Origin of the sequence: Shimia fortis, assembly GCF_040225985.1 — a bacterium.
In the GTDB taxonomy this organism is placed as follows: Bacteria; Pseudomonadota; Alphaproteobacteria; order Rhodobacterales; family Rhodobacteraceae; genus Shimia.
The window spans coordinates 1-13,779 of sequence record NZ_JBBPEU010000006.1 but is presented as its reverse complement, the minus strand read 5'-3'; the positions used below and the strand labels follow the sequence as shown (position 1 = coordinate 13,779).

The window sequence follows — 13,779 nt, the reverse complement described above, 5'->3', positions numbered from 1 at the left end:
TCTTCGCTTACTTCAGCAGAACATCCAGCGGCACCGGCGCGCTGATGGTCCAGTCCCCGACAACGCCGGGTTTGGCCCCCGAAATCTCGATGATCTGCATCTTGGCGCTGTTCTGGTGGTGCAGCGTGTCACTAAAGCTGCGCGGGCCAAAGATCGTCGCCTCGTCCTGCATCTTTTCCAGTTCGGCGGTCACAGCTGCACCCTCGGTGCTGCCCGCGCGTTCCACGGCCTTGGCCCAGAGGTCGATCAGGATATAGCCCGGATAGGCGTAAGAGCTGGCCGGACGGGCGCCGCTGGCCTTCTCGAAGGCAGCGTTAAACGCCTCGACTTCGGGGCGCGGGTCATCGCCATAGATCGACCCCTGCACCGGCAGCACAAAGCCCGACAGATCCGGCACCGCATCCAGCCAGTAAGAGCCGTCCACCGCGGACCCGTTCAGGATCAGTGCGTTGATCCCCGCAGCCCGGATTTGACGCACGGCGGCGGCGGCACCGGGGATGTATGAACACAGCATGATCACGTCGGGTTCTTGCGGCAGAGCCTTGATCCGGCTGATCTGACTGGCAATCGAGGCGTCGTTGTTCTTGAACGTATCCCGTCCGACAATTTCACCGCCTGCCTTGGGGAACATCCAGTCAAAGCCGGTGCAGATGCCCTTGTTGTATTCGATGGTGGTGTCCAGCAGCACATAGCCGGTCTTGGCATTGCGTTCCGCCATCGACCATTCCGCCATGGTTGCACCCTGCACCGCGGCCAGAACCGAACCCGAGAAACTGTTGGGACCAACGCCCTGAATCCCGGCCTTCACGTCCTCGGCACAGAGAAAGAACGAGTTCTTGCCTTCTGCCTCGGCAGCCAGCGCCGCAGGCGCCCCAAAGTCATAGTCACAGCTGACCACCATCATGTCGGCACCTTGGTCCAGCACCTGCAACCCTGCCTTGGCGGATTGCGCACGGTCGGTCTTGGTGTCGGCCTCGATCCACTTGATCTGTTTGCCCAATAGGCCGCCATTGGCGTTGATCTCGTCAATGCGGATTTTGGCGGCGGTGGCAGCGGGGGTGTCATAAGCCTCCATCCAGCCGGACTTGGCGATGGCAAAGCCAACGGTGATGTCCTCGGCGAGGGCGGGCGTCGCAAGGGCAAGCGCCAGCGCGGACCCGATCAGTGTCTGTTTCATGGAAAGTCTCCTCAGTTGGTGGGGTTTTGTTTTGGATGAAGGGCACGGCCAAGGCGTGGCAGGCGCAGTTCGCGACCTGCCAGCAGACCGGCTGGACGCAAGATCAGGACAAGGATCATCACCACGCCGATCAGGATTTCCTGCGCACCACCAGGCAGCGCGAGCTCGGCGGCACCGATCGTGACGCCCTGTTCCAGACGCACCAGCATTTCAATCAGAAGGGACAGGCTCAGCACACCGGCGACCGCGCCGGACAGGCTGCCGATTCCGCCGATAACCAGCATGGCCAGCGAAATGAAGGTGATTCCGAGATAGAAACTGTCGGGGTTCAGCACGCCGATGGAGTGCCCAAGAAGGGCGCCCGCCACGCCGGTGAAAAAGCCACTGATCACCAGCGACAACAGGCGGTGTCGGTACATGTTGATGCCCGAGGCGCTGGCCGCGACCTCGTCTTCGCGGGTGGCCCGCAAGGCCAGCCCGCTGGCAGAATTGGCATAGAGGTTGGCCGCGACAATCGCGGCGGCGGCCCAGCCCAGCGCCACCCATTGATCGACATAACGGGTCAACCCGACCACGGACGAGGTCGCGCCGGTCACACCTTCCCAGTTGGAATAGACAGTGTTGACGATGGCCAGAAAGGCGAATGTGGCAATCGAGGCTGCAATCCCTGACAGGCGCAGGATCGCGGCGCCGGAAATCAGCGCGACCAGCGCCGCCAACAGCCCCGAGGCAATGGCGGCGGGAAAAACCGGCCATTCCGCCTGCGCCAACCAGGGCGGAAGGTCGGGCAGGAACAGCGCCTTCATCTGGGGTTTGAGAGTCAGCCAGGCCGAGCAATAGGCCCCGATCGCCATGTATCCGGCATGGCCAAAACTGACGACGCCCGAATTGCCGACAAAGATCCACAAGCCCACAACCAGAACGACGCGGATCAGGGTTTCAGCAGCCATGCGGCCCAGTGCCTTGTCTCCGGTCAGGGTCACGCAGGCGACGAACACCAGAAGGATCGCGATCAGGACCACGGGGGTGGAATAGGACAAAAGACGGTTTTGCGCGTGTTTACCCATCATGGTTCAGATCCTCGGCTTGGCAGAGCTGGACACGAACAAGCCCTGCGGCCGCAGCAGCAGACAGGCGATCACCAGCGTGTAGAGAAAGGCATCCCGGAAGGGACGGATTTCGAGCGGCAGAAAGGCCTGCAACAGGACCGAAGCAGCCCCGATCAGGAACCCGGCCGCGACTGCACCGGGCAGCGACCCAAGCCCGCCGATCACGGTGGCGATAAAGGCCACGAGCATGATCTGCCCGCCCATGCGCACATCGGCCACGCCGGTCTGTGTCGCCATGATCAGCGCAACAGCGGCGGCAAGCGCGCCCGACAGCGCGAACGCTCCGGTGATGACCACGTTCGCGCGCACGCCCAGCAGGCGCGCCATGGTAAAGTTCTCGGCCGCTGCGCGCATTTCCAGCCCCAGCCGCGTGCGTTTCAACAAGAGCGCCAGCGCGCAGACCACGACAAGGGTGGCAAGAATCACGATCAGTTGCAGCAGGGGCACCTCAGCCCCCATGACGCCGACCGGCGTGTTCAGGTCGGGCCAGAGGCTGATCGCCTTGGGGCGTCCGCCATACACCGCCAGAAGGGCGTTCTGGATCACGAAACCCAGCGCGAAGGACGAGATCATCATCGCAACCGGCGTGGCCTTGCGCATATGCCGGAACACCACATATTCGCTGGCCACGGCCACCGCAGCGCCCAACCCCAGAAGGACCGGGATCAACAGCAGCGCCGGCGCCTTGCCAAGAAACATCACCGCGACGGCTTCGGTCGAGGGTACAATCAGGGCAAAAACGCAGAAGGCGATATATTCGCCATGGGCAAAGTTCACGAGGTTCATCACCCCGAAGATCAGCGCGATACCAAGGGCGGCCATCGCGTAGATACCCCCAAGCGACGCGGCATCGAAAAAGAGTTGGGCCAGCGATGTCATTGTGCTGCCTCCTTTGAGGGTCGGGTACCGGATTGTCCGAAATAGGCTTCGCTGAGCAGGTCACGCTCGGCGAAAGAGGCCGCGTCGCCCTCGCCCACGATGGCACCCCCCCTGAGCAGGATCATGCGCCCGCCAACCCGCGCGGCCCGCATCGAGCTTTGCTCGACGATTAAAAGGGTCAGCCCGCGATCTTCCTGAAGCTGCACCAGCGTGTCATAGACCTGATCCACGATCTTGGGGGCCAGCCCCAGCGATGGTTCATCCACCATCATCAGTTTCGGATTGGTCATGAGGGCGCGCCCGATGGCGAGCATTTGTTGCTGCCCCCCCGAAAGCGCGCCCGCGCTGGCCTGACGGCGTTCCCGCAGAATGGGAAAGGCGTCGAAAATTTCTGCAATGTCGCCTTCCACAGCGTCGCGGTCGCGGCGCAGGCCGGTGCCGACGCGCAGGTTTTCCTCGACCGTCAGCGCGCCGAAAATCTCGCGCCCCTCGGGCACCATGGAAAGGCCCAGACGGGCGATGGCCTCGGGCGGGCGACCGGTCAGAAGATCACCGTCCATCTCGATCCGTCCATGGCTGGTCGGTACCGCGCCGCTGATCGCGCCAAGGAGCGAGGATTTTCCGGCCCCGTTCGGCCCCGAGATGAACACCCGCTCACCTTCTTCGAGGTGCAATGTCACATCCGTCAGCGCAGGCACCTTGCCATAGCGCACGGACAGATCAAAAACGCCAAGCTTGGACATCACGCAGCCTCCTGGTCTGCGCCGAGATAGGCATCGCGCACGGCCTGGCTGCTCAGGATCACATCGACATCGCCCTCTTCGATGACCTGCCCCGCATCCAGCACGTAGACATGGTGGGACACCGACAGGACCAACCCGACATTGTGTTCGATCAACAAAACGCCCGCGCCCAGTTCGGCGGCAACGCGTCCGATCAGGGCGGCCAGATCGGCGGCCTCGGCTTCGGACATGCCTGCTGCCGGTTCGTCTAGTAGCAGGAAATCCGGTGAAAACATCAACGAGCGGGCAATCCCCACGCGCCGTTCATCCGTGTAGGGCAACCCTGCTGCGGGCTGCTCGGCCAGATGGGACACGCCCATCCAGTCGAGCAGCCGCAGCGCCTCGGCCTCGGAGGCAGAACGGGAGTGCCCCAGTCCCACGCCGGTGACGGCGAGGTTGTCCAGTACATCCAGTCCGGGGAAAAGCCGACCCGCCTGGAAGGTGCGGGCCACACCAGCCCGACGCAGATCATGTGGCGGCAGGCTGCCAACATCCCGCCCCCCAAGCATGACCGTCCCGTGGGTCGGGGCCTGAAACCCGGTCAGGGTGTTGACCATGGTAGTTTTGCCCGCCCCGTTCGGCCCGATCAGCCCATGCACGGCACCCGGAGTGATCGTCATCGTGACATCGGTGAGGGCCTTGAACCCGCCGAAAGCCACCGTCACCCCAGATGCCGCCAGGGAGGACCCCGTTCCTGTCCGCCGTCCCATCGTTCAGACCTCGGCCAGTTCTTTGAGCTGGTCGACCTGACGCTGGCCCTGTGCTGCATCCGCGGTCAGCACATAGACACCACTTTCGTGCAGGGTCACGGTCCAGCCGGGCTCGACCACGATGGTGGTGGTGACTTCTTCGATCACGGCCGGGCCGTGCAACGTGTCCCCTGCCCCCATCGCCGAGCCGTCATAGACCGGCGTGTCCTGGGCGATGCCGTCGGCGTTGAAGACCATTTCGCGCGTGCCTTTCAGGGTTTCATGCGCGCCCTTGCCTTCTGCTATGGTCATGCGCTCGGGCTTGTCGACGTGGCCGGCAATCGTGCTTTCGACGTTGACGATCTCGACCGCATTGTGCGGTTCGTCATAGGTATAGAGCTCTTTGTGGCGGGCGTGGAACGCTGCCTTGATGTCTTCGATCGTGGCCTCGGTGACTTCGAACGGATCGATTTCCACCGTGCATTCATGCACCTGCCCGACATAGCGCATATCCAGCGAGCGACGGATCGAAATCCGGTCTTCGGCAAACCCATCACCCGCCAGATCGACCTTGCCGCGCGCCTCAAGCGTGTTGAACAAATCGTCCAGCTTCTTGGCCGCCTCGGCCCCTTCCAGACGGATCGGAGCGGGCGCCATGTAGTTGTATTTGACGTCCGAAATGATCTGTCCATAGGCGCACAAGCCCGAGGCCAGCTTGGAAATCAGCACCTTCGAGATGCCCATCTCGCGGGCCAGCGCGGTGATATGCGCGCCCGTAGCCCCGCCTGCGCCCATCAGCACAAAGTCCCGCGGATCATAGCCCCGTTCAACCGAGACGCGGCGGATGGCGTTGACCATATTGTTGTTGACGATGGTGAACATGCCATAGGCGGCTTTTTCGACGGAAATACCCAAGGGGTCAGCAAGGTTCGCCTTGATCGCGCCGCGCGCCTTGTCCACGTCCAGCGGCAAACGCCCTCCGACAAGACCGTCGGAATTGAGATACCCCAGAACAAGGTTGGCATCGGTCGTGGTCGGGTTTTCCCCCCCTTGCCCGTAACAGGCGGGGCCGGGTTCGGACCCTGCCGATTGCGGCCCCATCTGCATCAGGCCCATCGAGTCGATCCACCCGATCGAGCCACCGCCCGCGCCCAGCGTTTCCACCTGGATCATCGGAATGCCAATGCGATATCGCAGAAAGTCGATGTTCTTGTTGACGTTGGCCTGCCCGTCCTTGGTCAGGGTGATGTCAAACGAGGTGCCGCCCATGTCACAGGTGATGATGTTCTTGTCACCCCAGGGTGCAGCCACATCCAGCGCTGCCTGTGGGGCCGAAGCCGGGCCGGAGTTAATGGCATAGACCGATTGGTCACTGACCACCTTGCCCAGTGCAAGCCCGCCGTTGGACTGGAAATAGCGCACCGGATGCTGGCTGCCGAGTTCGCGGAAATAGGCGTCGATCGCCTCGACATAACGCTGCAGGATCGGCGCGAGATAGGCATTCACGATGGCGGTCGAGGTGCGGGTGTATTCGCGCACCTGTGGATACAACTGCGACCCCACGGTCAGACGCACATCGGGCATCATTTCCCGCACGATCTCGGCGGCACGGTTTTCATGCTCTGGGTGAAGCACTGACCAGACAAAGCTGATTGCGACCGACTCAACTCCTTCTGCGATGAAATAGCGGCAGGCGTCGCGCACGTCTTCCTCGTTGATCGGGGTCTTGATCGACCCGTCCGAGATCACCCGCTCGCTAACCCCTTTGCGCAGGTGACGCGGTACCAGCATGGTTGCGGGAGGATAGTCCGGATCATAGCGATAGCCGTCTTCCTTGTGACCAAGGCGGATCTCGATGGAATCCTCGTGGCCCTTGGTGGCGATCAGGCCGGTTTTGGCGCCGGTATGGGTAATCAGCGCGTTCAGCCCCACCGTGGTGCCGTTGATGCACAGGTCCGAGTTCGAGACGATCTCTTCTGCGGTGAGACCGGTTTCCTCAGTGATCAGCGCAAGGCCGTTCTTGATGGCCTTGGTGGGTTCGGTTGGTGTGGACAGCACCTTGAAGATGCGGGTGCCGCCCTTTTTGTCGGCAAGAATGAAATCGGTGAATGTGCCGCCGGCGTCAATGCCCAGACGATATTGGGTTCGCATGATGTTTTTCCTTTTCTGTCAGGGGCTTCAGGCCGCAGCACGGGCCTTGGCCGTGGCGTCTTCGTCGATGGAGAGCGTGTCTGCGTCATCAATGATCACGCCGTAATCCAGCCGCGCGCCTTCGATGGAAACGAGCCCGTTGCGCACGTCCTCGACCACCTTGAGAGGGTCGCGTTCGAACGGGTTGCCAAAGCCACCGCCACCGGGGTTGAGGTTGGCCGCGATCTCGCCGGGTTTGATGGTTTCGATCACGTTGTCGGTGATGATCTGGGTTTCGCCATCGCGGGTGATTTCAAGGCGACCCACCTTTTTGTGCACCATTTCGGATTTCGCCCCGGCGGCGCCCATGGCCGGAATGCGACGGCCTTCGCCAAAGGTGACAAGGGTCATGTCGGTATCCAGCGGCTCTACCGCCCAGCGGGTGCCCGACCCGCCACGGAACTTGCCCGCGCCGCCGCTGTCTTCCATCAGCCCATATTCGTGGATGATGATCGGATAGCTGTGTTCTAGCATCTCGATATCGCCCGAGGTCAGTGCTCCGAAACAGCACTCGGGCCCGCAGGCGTGCCAGCCATCCTGGCTGGCCGTGGCCCCTGCCCCCGAAATGATCGAAGCCAGCACCATGGTGACGTATTCCTCGTCATGGCGGCTGTCCCAACCGGCAATGTTGCAGCCGTTGGCATGGCCCCAACTGGCCGAGACCTTGTCAGGCGCGGCCTGTTCAAAGGCCAGACGCACCGCATCGGTCAGTGTCTCCATCGGCGTGGTGGTACAGTTCATATGCGGCGCGGGCGACTGCGCGTTACAGAGCGTGCCCTTTTTGCCCATGTCCACCGTCACATTGCGATAGAGCCCCTCGTTATAGGGCGGCGGCAATTGCGCGAACATCATTAGCCCGAGATAGACACCGGAATAGCTGTTGCCCTCGTAAGAATTGATGAAATAGGGCACCTGCGGCGGGCTTTCGATTTCGATGTGACAGCTGTCGCCCTTGATGGTGACGGTGGCTGTGATGTCGAAATCGCCAAACCCGTGGCCTGCATCTTCCAGAACAGCCGTGCCAGAATACGTGCCATCGGGCACCTGCGCGATCAGGCCGTTCATATGCGCATTGGCCATGTCCAGCAGTTCGGCGATGCAGTCCTGCACAACGGTCTTGCCATATTTGTCCATCAGCGCAGTCAGGTTGCGCGCGCCCACCTGGCAGGCACCGATCAGGGCGTTGAAGTCGCCTTCCTGATCACGACGTGCCCGCATGTTGGTCAGCAGCATGTTCATGATGTCATGCCGCGGCACGCCCTTGTCCCACAGCTTGATCGGTGGAATGCGCAGGCCTTCGGCGAAAATTTCCTTGGCCTCGGGGTTATAGCCCGCAGGCACCGGGCCACCGATGTCGGTCAGGTGGCCCTTGCAGACCGTCCAGAACACCAGCTCGCCTTCGTAGAAGACCGGATAATACATGCAGGTGTCGATGATGTGGCTGCCGCCATAGGCCGGATCATTGTGCAGGATCAGGTCGCCCTCGTGGATATCTCCCTCAAAGAACCCGGCCACGGATTTCATCGCCGGAATGAGCGAGCCAAGGTGGATCGGAATGTCCTGACCCTGCAGGATCATCTCGGGAGTGTGATTGAACAGCGCCGTGGAATAGTCATGTGCAAGGTTGAACACCGAACTGCGCGCGGTCTTTTCCAGCGCGAGGGTCATTTCGCGCTGCGTGGTTTCCAATACACCGCGCACCACCGAAAGTGTGATTGGGTCGACTTGTCTCTTGGTCATTCGTTCTGGTCCTTTGCATGGGTGCAAGACAGGGGCCTGACGGGCGTAATCTCCTCCCGATCCGGCGCGCCGCGTTTGCACGTCGATCTCGTTCAGACAGCTTGGCGAAGGTTTGATGAACGGTCTTGACGCTGGGTGCAGAAGCGTTTGCCCCCCCGCGCAAAACAATTTGTCACCCAGCGCAAAACCATTTGCCGATCCGCGCAAAGGGGCAGATTTCTTTTGTTTTATTGATCTTTCCGGGTAAGGTTTTCCGATAGGAGGACCGCATATGACCGCCGAGTTCACATTCTCGACGGCCACGACAGAGCCGCAACACCGCTCCAGCAAATGGAACGCGGTGATTGGAGAGTCTTACTTTCCTCTGGAACTGCAGTTCCGGGATCCGATCCACTTTAACGGTCAGTTAAGCCGCCAGGCCTTTGGTCATGTGCGCATGTCGCGGCTAACCTCGGATCCGGTAAATTACGAACGTCGGCCCGCACATATCAAGGAAGCGCGCGAAGAAGAGTACCTGATCACCCTGCCTCGCGCATCTTCGGTCGAGTTCCGGCAACTGGGCCGGGATGTGCGCTGTGATCCGGGCGGGTTCATCATCGAACGAGGCGACGAACCTTACCGGTTCATGTATGAAAACCCCAATGACCTGTTTGTCCTGAAGGTGGGGCGCAAGGCGCTTGAGGAACGGGTCCGCCAGCCAGACCGGTTCTGCGCGCAGGTGTTCAACGCCACATCAGGCACGGCGGGCCTGTTCGCGACGCTGGTCGACCAGGCCCAGTCAAATTTCGGCTCGTTCGGAAACGCGGCCAGCGAAACCATCGGCCGGCAATTGCTGGAACTTCTGGGGCTTGCGCTGGATGAAACCGTGGATGCCTCGACCAGCAACCTGTCGGCGGTGCGGTCCGCCCATATCGCGCGGGTCGAGAAATTCATCCGCGCGAACCTCAAGAATCCGGACCTGTCGCCCGACCTGATTGCCGACAATTGCGGGATATCGAAACGCTATCTGCATGACCTGTTCAAGGACGTGAACGGCACGGTCAGCCAGCAAATCCGCGACCAACGTCTGATTGCCGCGCGCGACAGGCTGGCCTCGGCGCCCGGCCTGCCGATCGCCGAGGTCTCGTACAGGTTCGGTTTTTCGGATCAGGCGCAGTTTTCACGGCTGTTCAAGAACAAGTTTGGGCTGACCCCGTCCGCCTTCAAGGCCGAGATCAGCGGGTAGACCAAAAGGGGCTCACAGCCCCTTGGAGCGATAGCTGTCCGCGATCCTTGACACGGAACAAACAAAACCCGCCGTGCGTAAATCCTGCACCTGCCCGTTGCCATGCCAGACCTCGCGCATCGCGCCATAGGCCGTGCGCATGGTGTCATCCAGCCCCGAGCGTACCAACTCCAATTCATCCGCGCCGCGCAGGTATTTCTGTTTGAAATCAGGACTGGGCGACCATTGCTTGCCCAAAGCCTCGGACAGGCTTTCAAGCTGATCGACGATCAACTGGTGGCGGGCCTCTTCCTGGCGGCGCTGCATCCGTCCAAACCGGATATGGCCCAAATTCTTGACCCATTCGAAATAGGACACGGTCACACCGCCCGCATTGGCATAGAGATCGGGGATAATGACGGTGCCGCGTTCCGTCAGGATGCGGTCCGCCCCAACGGTGATCGGGCCATTTGCGGCCTCGACGATCAGGGGCGCCTTGATCCGCGCGGCATTGCCAAGATGGATCACGCCCTCGACCGCGGCGGGGATCAAAATATCGCAATCTGCCTCAAGCAACGCGGCCCCGTTGGCGATGAACTCTGCATGTGGGAAACCGCACACGCCGCCGTGATGTGTGATCCACTGCGCCACCGCCTCGACGTCTAAACCGGTCTCGCACAACAGCGCGCCGTCCCGTTCTATGACGCCCACGACGCGGGCGCCATCCTCTTGCGACAGGAACATGGCAGCGTGGTAGCCCACGTTGCCCAACCCCTGCACGATCACGCGCTTGCCTTCCAGCCCACCGGACAAACCGCAACGGGCGACGTCCTCGCGGTGCCGGAAAAACTCGCGCACGGCATATTGCACGCCGCGGCCCGTGGCCTCGACCCGACCCTCGATGCCACCGCTGTCCACGGGTTTACCGGTCACACAGGCCTGTGCATTGATGTCGGTGGTGTTCATGCGCGCGTATTGGTCAGCGATCCATGCCATTTCACGTTCACCGGTACCCATGTCCGGCGCGGGCACGTTCTGCGAGGGATGGATCAAATCGCGCTTGGCCAGTTCATAGGCAAACCGGCGGGTGATTTTCTCAAGTTCGTGTTCGTCCCAGTCACGCGGATCAATACAGAGCCCGCCTTTCGAGCCGCCGAACGGGGCCTCGACCAGCGCGCATTTATAGGTCATCAGCGCGGCCAGCGCCTCGACCTCGTCCTGATTGACCGACGGCGCATAGCGGATACCGCCCTTGACCGGTTCCATATGTTCGGAATGGACCGAGCGATAGCCGACGAAAGTCTGGATCTTGCCCCGCAACCGCACGCCGAAGCGTACGGTGTAGGTGGCATTGCAGACGCGGATCTTTTCCTCGAGACCGGGCGACAGGTCCATGACCGCCGCCGCGCGGTTGAACATCAGGTCTACGGATTCCCGAAAACTCGGCTCATGCGGAACGGATTGCACAGGGGTGTCGTGAGTCATGGCGATACTCCGATAAATTAGCGGGTCGGCACCGGGGTCTCGCCCCGATAGTCATAGAAGCCGCGACCAGACTTTCGACCCAGCCATCCGGCCTCGACATATTTCACCAACAGCGGACAGGGCCGGTACTTGGTATCGGCCAGCCCGTCATGCAGCACGTGCATGATGGCAAGACAGGTATCCAGCCCGATAAAATCGCCCAACTCCAAAGGCCCCATCGGGTGGTTCGCACCCAGTTTCATCGCCGCGTCGATCGAGGCCACGTTGCCGACGCCTTCATAGAGCGTATAAGCCGCTTCGTTGATCATCGGGATCAGGATGCGGTTCACGATAAAGGCCGGGTAATCCTCGGCCGAGGCCGGGGTCTTGCCCAGCCGTTGCACGGTGGCCAAAAGGGCCTGATAGGTGTCCTCGGATGTGGCGATGCCGCGGATCAGTTCGACAAGGTTCATCAGCGGCACGGGGTTCATGAAATGAAACCCCATGAACCGCTCGGGACGGTCGGTCTTGGCCGCCAGTCGCGTGATCGAAATCGACGAGGTATTCGAAGTCAGGACCGTGTGAGGTTCCAATGATCCGGCCAGATCGGAGAAGATCTGGTCCTTGACCTGCTCGCGTTCGGTGGCGGCCTCAATCACCAGGTCGGTGCCGCCCACCTCGCCCAGATCCAGCGTGGTGCGGATGCGCCCCAATGCGTCTGCGCGCGCCATCTCGGACAGGTGCCCCTTGGCCACCTGCCGCGCAGTGTTCTTTGTGATGCGCTGGACCGCGTCGGCCAGCGCATCATCGGAAATATCGGTCAGTAAAACCTGATAGCCCGCCGTGGCAAAGACATGGGCGATGCCGTTGCCCATCTGACCGGCGCCGATCACGCCCACGCTGCGAAACGCCATTGTCTCAGCCCGCAAAGCTATAGGCGGTTTTCACCGCGGTATAGAATTCGGCCGCATAGCGCCCCTGTTCGCGCGATCCGTGGGACGATCCCTTTCGACCGCCAAAGGGCACGTGATAATCCACACCCGCCGTGGGCAGATTCACCATTACCATGCCGGCCTGACTTTGCTGTTTGAAGGCCCGGGCATATTTCAGTGATGACGTGCAGATGCCCGACGACAGCCCAAATTCGGTATCGTTGGCCACGGCCAGCGCCTCGTCAAATCCCGTAACCTTGATGATCGACGCGCAGGGGCCGAAAATCTCTTCGCGGCTGGACCGCATATCGTTGGTCGCGTTCAGAAAGACAGCAGGTGCCTGAAAATAGCCGTCTGTGTCGCCAGTTACACGTTCACCGCCAATCACCTCGGCCCCTTCCGACTCGGCCAGTGCGACATAGCGCAGGTTGTTGGAAAGCTGCTTGTCCGACACAACCGGCCCGATCTGCACGGCAGGATCCAGCGGATCGCCAATGTTGAGTGCCTGCGCCTCGGTGATCAACCGATCCACAAAGACATCATGGATACCCGCATCGACAATGATCCGGCTCGAGGCGGTACAACGTTGCCCGGTCGAGAAAAACGCCCCGTTCAACACAGCGGGCACGGCGATATCGAGATCGGCGTCGTCCAGGACCACCATCGGATTCTTCCCGCCCATCTCTAGCTGGACCTTCTTCATGCCCTGTGCCGCCGTCACGGCAAGGTCACGACCCACAGGCACCGAGCCGGTAAAGGAAATGGCGTCCACCTCGGGATGGGTGGCAATCGCGTCGCCTACGACAGACCCACGTCCCATCACCAGGTTGAACACCCCCGCAGGGCATCCGGCCTCGTGAATGATTTCTGCAAGAACATGCGCGGAAGCTGGCGTAAGGTCGGCCGGTTTGAACAGGACCGTGTTGCCATAAGCCAGCGCCGGCGCGATCTTCCATGCGGGGATGGCAATGGGGAAGTTCCACGGTGTGATCAGCCCGACCACCCCGACCGGTTCGCGCACCACATCCACATCCACGTCGGGCCGCACCGAGGCAATCGCATCCCCTGCAACACGGATCGCCTCGCCTGCGAAAAACCGGAAAATCTGCGCCGCGCGCGCGGTTTCGCCGATGGCCTCGGCCAGCGTTTTGCCCTCTTCCCGCGCGAGCAAGGTGCCGATTTCGTCTTTGCGTGCCAAGAGCTGTCGAGCAACGGTTTCCAACATATCCGCACGCAGCTGCGGCGACGCCTTGGCCCAGCCGGGCAGGGCCGCACGGGCGGCAGTTGCGGCCTCGGCCACCTGCGCGGCGCTGGCGCGGGCATAGGTTCCGATCACCTCTGAAACATCGGCGGGGTTACGGTTTTCCACGGCATCAACGCCGTCCAGCCATTGGCCGGCAATGAGATTCTGTTTCATCACGTGCTCATCGAAATTTAGGGAAAGGAAAGGTGGGGAAAGCCGGGGGAGTGTGGCTTTCCCCAAGGCGCAGCGCCCGGCCAGATCAGGCGCCGCACGAGGGTTTACACGAACGCCTGCAGCCCGGTCTGTGCGCGGCCCAGGATGAGGGCGTGCACGTCGTGGGTGCCTTCGTAGGTGTTCACGGTCTCGAGGT

The 13,779-nt window shown here is 61.6% G+C and carries 11 protein-coding genes and 1 pseudogene; 1 reads left to right on the top strand and 11 read right to left on the bottom strand.

The features are described from left to right. Nucleotides 1–7 precede the first annotated feature (7 nt). Genes WNE31_RS10590 through capB form a run of 7 tightly spaced genes read right to left on the bottom strand, consistent with a single transcriptional unit; the run spans nucleotide 8 to nucleotide 8,566 of the window. Entirely contained in the window at nucleotides 8–1,177 is a 1,170-nt protein-coding gene (locus tag WNE31_RS10590; RefSeq protein WP_349979738.1) for an ABC transporter substrate-binding protein, read from the bottom strand. 11 nt (nucleotides 1,178–1,188) lie between these two features. Continuing rightward, nucleotides 1,189–2,247: a branched-chain amino acid ABC transporter permease gene (locus WNE31_RS10585; RefSeq protein ID WP_349979737.1), complete on the bottom strand. Its 1,059-nt coding sequence runs from the start codon at nucleotides 2,245–2,247 to the stop codon at nucleotides 1,189–1,191. A 3-nt stretch (nucleotides 2,248–2,250) separates the two neighbouring features. After that, nucleotides 2,251–3,165, bottom strand: coding sequence for a branched-chain amino acid ABC transporter permease (locus WNE31_RS10580; RefSeq protein ID WP_349979736.1), 915 nt, complete (start codon nucleotides 3,163–3,165; stop codon nucleotides 2,251–2,253). Further along, entirely contained in the window at nucleotides 3,162–3,908 is a 747-nt protein-coding gene (locus tag WNE31_RS10575) for an ABC transporter ATP-binding protein (RefSeq protein ID WP_349979734.1), read from the bottom strand. The genes WNE31_RS10580 and WNE31_RS10575 overlap by 4 nt, the downstream gene beginning before the upstream one ends. Next, nucleotides 3,908–4,612: an ABC transporter ATP-binding protein gene (locus WNE31_RS10570; protein WP_349979733.1), complete on the bottom strand. Its 705-nt coding sequence runs from the start codon at nucleotides 4,610–4,612 to the stop codon at nucleotides 3,908–3,910. The genes WNE31_RS10575 and WNE31_RS10570 overlap by 1 nt, the downstream gene beginning before the upstream one ends. 48 nt (nucleotides 4,613–4,660) lie before the next feature. Next, entirely contained in the window at nucleotides 4,661–6,787 is a 2,127-nt protein-coding gene (gene capA / locus WNE31_RS10565; protein ID WP_349979732.1) for a caprolactamase subunit alpha, read from the bottom strand. Nucleotides 6,788–6,814: 27 nt separating this feature from the next. Further along, nucleotides 6,815–8,566: a caprolactamase subunit beta gene (capB, locus tag WNE31_RS10560; RefSeq protein ID WP_349979730.1), complete on the bottom strand. Its 1,752-nt coding sequence runs from the start codon at nucleotides 8,564–8,566 to the stop codon at nucleotides 6,815–6,817. Nucleotides 8,567–8,837: 271 nt separating this feature from the next. Between capB and WNE31_RS10555 the strand changes: the two genes are divergently transcribed. After that, nucleotides 8,838–9,791, top strand: coding sequence for an AraC-like ligand-binding domain-containing protein (locus WNE31_RS10555; protein WP_349979729.1), 954 nt, complete (start codon nucleotides 8,838–8,840; stop codon nucleotides 9,789–9,791). 12 nt (nucleotides 9,792–9,803) lie between these two features. Here WNE31_RS10555 and WNE31_RS10550 read toward each other — a convergent pair whose 3' ends face one another. The 4 genes and pseudogenes from WNE31_RS10550 to WNE31_RS10535 form a co-directional block, all read right to left on the bottom strand. Next, entirely contained in the window at nucleotides 9,804–11,255 is a 1,452-nt protein-coding gene (locus WNE31_RS10550; RefSeq protein ID WP_349979728.1) for a Glu/Leu/Phe/Val family dehydrogenase, read from the bottom strand. Nucleotides 11,256–11,272: 17 nt separating this feature from the next. Further along, nucleotides 11,273–12,148 (bottom strand): 3-hydroxybutyryl-CoA dehydrogenase, encoded by an 876-nt coding sequence (locus tag WNE31_RS10545; protein WP_349979727.1) that lies wholly within the window; start codon nucleotides 12,146–12,148, stop codon nucleotides 11,273–11,275. Nucleotides 12,149–12,152: 4 nt separating this feature from the next. Then, on the bottom strand, nucleotides 12,153–13,583 hold the full coding sequence (locus WNE31_RS10540; protein WP_349979726.1) for an aldehyde dehydrogenase family protein: 1,431 nt from the start codon (nucleotides 13,581–13,583) through the stop codon (nucleotides 12,153–12,155). A 104-nt stretch (nucleotides 13,584–13,687) separates the two neighbouring features. Then, nucleotides 13,688–13,779 (bottom strand): annotated as a pseudogene (locus WNE31_RS10535) (acyl-CoA dehydrogenase family protein); the annotation flags it as partial.

Coding starts and splice junctions, on each gene's coding strand:
- WNE31_RS10590 (WP_349979738.1), bottom strand. CDS start 1,177: ATGAAACAGACACTGATCGGGTCCGCGCTGGCGCTTGCCCTTGCGACG.
- WNE31_RS10585 (WP_349979737.1), bottom strand. CDS start 2,247: ATGATGGGTAAACACGCGCAAAACCGTCTTTTGTCCTATTCCACCCCC.
- WNE31_RS10580 (WP_349979736.1), bottom strand. CDS start 3,165: ATGACATCGCTGGCCCAACTCTTTTTCGATGCCGCGTCGCTTGGGGGT.
- WNE31_RS10575 (WP_349979734.1), bottom strand. CDS start 3,908: ATGTCCAAGCTTGGCGTTTTTGATCTGTCCGTGCGCTATGGCAAGGTG.
- capA (WP_349979732.1), bottom strand. CDS start 6,787: ATGCGAACCCAATATCGTCTGGGCATTGACGCCGGCGGCACATTCACC.
- capB (WP_349979730.1), bottom strand. CDS start 8,566: ATGACCAAGAGACAAGTCGACCCAATCACACTTTCGGTGGTGCGCGGT.
- WNE31_RS10555 (WP_349979729.1), top strand. CDS start 8,838: ATGACCGCCGAGTTCACATTCTCGACGGCCACGACAGAGCCGCAACAC.
- WNE31_RS10550 (WP_349979728.1), bottom strand. CDS start 11,255: ATGACTCACGACACCCCTGTGCAATCCGTTCCGCATGAGCCGAGTTTT.
- WNE31_RS10545 (WP_349979727.1), bottom strand. CDS start 12,148: ATGGCGTTTCGCAGCGTGGGCGTGATCGGCGCCGGTCAGATGGGCAAC.
- WNE31_RS10540 (WP_349979726.1), bottom strand. CDS start 13,583: ATGAAACAGAATCTCATTGCCGGCCAATGGCTGGACGGCGTTGATGCC.